Here is a 2,635-nt window from a genome sequence, read left to right as displayed (position 1 = left end):
GCCCAGGGTTTATCCTTTTTAACCAGATGATCGACAACAAAGAGCACGACTGCTGTAAAGGCAATACTTTGCAGTGAATTAAGATTCAGTACCGTTAATGAAAAAATGAATACTCCCCAGAACAGACCTACACATAGCAGGATATACCGCATCCCATCACGGCTGGGTGTCACCGTCTCGTTTTCAGCGATTACCGTCACTTTTGCGCTTTGGTTGAACAAGATACTGAATAAAAAGAGAGGGATACCCACCAGCATCGCCTTAAGATGCGGTACGTCAGGCATTGCCGCCCAAACGGCAGCAGCGCCGATGGTGGTTGGCATCAGTACCATCGTAATGCATACGGTGCGCGTAATAATCTTTGCCAGGTTGAATCTTGGCCCAATAACTGACTTGAGGCCATCGAGCAGCAATGATATTGCCCCCAGACTCATTGGCCATGTTAAGAACGCCGTCAATAACGTAACCCCAAAAGTCATGTTCGATGTTTTTCTACGCGAAAAATATCCTCCCAGAACAGCTGTAAAATTAAGAGAGGCCATGACTTGTCGTAATAAGGCAATACCAACAAGCAGTAAAATCACATCAAAATATCGCGAAAAAATTGCAGGGAGCGCAATGCCTTTCAGGTTGTTTGTAGCAAGAAGAAACATCATCGAGCAGAGAAAAATAATCACACCACTTCTGGCGGATGATTTTTTTGACCAGAAAGCAAATGTCGATGCGAAGTAGAGCACGGCGGTAACTCCCGCAATAGCCGACATCGCCGCATGTTTATCCGTCAACGCACAAGCGAACAGAAATACCAGCAATGATGTTATCGCTAACGCAGGTTGCAATGATTGCCACGCCTTGCCACGGGCCTGGATTTGCTCAGTCTGCATTTATCGCTACCTCTGGCTGTGCCTGCCGCACCATCATTTGATGATACATATCTGCGACACAACGGCCTGCATCAACCAGGAATCTTGAATTAACCAGCGGACGTGGCAGGACGTAGGTGTAAAAATTCGCGCCTTCCGCAGGATTGCCCAGCACCCAAAAAGCCGTCTGCGCTTCCCCCATGCGATTAATAGGATGCTGGCATTGATCGATATCCAGCCCACCCGGGTGATACCCCTCATTCATAAATGGACGAACAATACCATTGGCTGTCATATTTCTGATTAACGGTGAAGCGTCATGTAGTGGCGAAAAACTGGCAATTTTCGCCTTGATTAAAACATCAGCCTGAATCTCAGTACTCTCTTCTTTAAAAGGTGAGTGAACTTCGAATTTTCCTTCGCAGTCGTTCAATACTAACCTTGAATCTTTACCACCGGCCAGACTCACCACATTCGCTTCCATTAATGCTAATAGTTGTTCATTTCTTAACTTCGGCGGGCCAACGGCAATGCGGTTAAAAATAGGATTAAAATGCTCAAGGAAATACTGATGTGACCGCGATTCAAGCCCTGAATTATCAATCGCTTCTCGTAAAATATCCCTGACATCACGAATAATGTCTGTCGCCGCTTTGATCGGGCCATGGACATTGCCCTCCTCAGACTCCTGGAGATCTTTACGCAGGAAATACATAAACCATTGAGTATAATCCTTTAAACTCAGATATTCCTGCGATTGATGTGGATAAAGCACACTGTCAATTACCGCGATGTCTTCAGCGCTCGGTTCATAAGAGCCAGCATCTAACCACTGCCCATTTAGGGTTGAACGATAGGCATAACACATTTCTTTATGCAGTAAGGGGAAAACTTGTTCAAGAAAATCGATTTTTGAAGATCCTTTCTCAAACACATTTTTCACCCGCAATTCTCTGATAGCCATTGCCGTTAAGAAGCGTGGGGAGTACTGCCCAGAAACGCCTTTTTGATTCGCGCCGCGACTGCTAAAAGGTAGAGCCTTACGTGAATAGATAAAAATACCCGGTTCTTTTCCGGAAGGATGATAGCGAAGCTCACCCTCTTCCCGGCTAAATTTTCCACCCCTGCCGATAGTGAGTTGCGAAATGACATCATAGGCAGTCAGACCAATACCCTGAACAATCACATTTGATTCCGCTGTTATTTTATTCAAATTATTTATTGGATAAGGAGTCGAATAGTAGTCCAGGCGTTCATTTTTCTTATAATTATTGGCAATAAATCGTTCAACAAGATGATCGTCAAACGTTTTGGCGTTGTCGCTGTGACCAGTGGTTAAATAGACGTAATCGGCCACCACACGCTGACTGTCTTCCAAGACAATAATAGACTTCGCATCGTCCTGAATCAGAATGTTGTTGGCCTGCTGATTTATCTGTGTAACCGAGATATTGTCAGGCAAACTTTTGATAATTTCGTGATAAAACCAATTTAAGTATTCACCTAATAATCGACGAGGTAAATAATCGTTGGCGTCAATTGGTTTGCCAGCCACGTCTTTTAAATAACGGTCATCAACATTTTTATAGCCCTGCTCATTAGCCCACTGATGAAAACATGGCCCTGAACGGAAAGATCCGGCATTTTTTACCGTCGCATCACCAAATAATGTTATCTGGCAAGCAACGGTGTTAACCAATAAATGGTCGGGCTGCGATAAACTGTGCGCACCTACACCCATCGCATTTTTATCAACGATAACAATATTAATA

General features: G+C 44.3%; 2 protein-coding genes. Both read right to left on the bottom strand.

The features are described from left to right. On the bottom strand, positions 1–884 hold an 884-nt coding region (locus tag KQJ19_RS23250), incomplete at its 3' end, for a hypothetical protein (protein WP_216404250.1). Further along, the coding region (locus KQJ19_RS23245; RefSeq protein ID WP_216404249.1) for an FAD/NAD(P)-binding protein at positions 874–2,635 on the bottom strand (1,762 nt) is incomplete at its 5' end. The genes KQJ19_RS23245 and KQJ19_RS23250, both read right to left, overlap by 11 nt.

This window comes from Citrobacter sp. S46_ASV_140 (assembly GCF_018919545.1).
In the GTDB taxonomy this organism is placed as follows: domain Bacteria; phylum Pseudomonadota; class Gammaproteobacteria; order Enterobacterales; family Enterobacteriaceae; genus Citrobacter; species Citrobacter braakii.
This window is presented reverse-complemented; position numbering and strand designations above follow the sequence as displayed.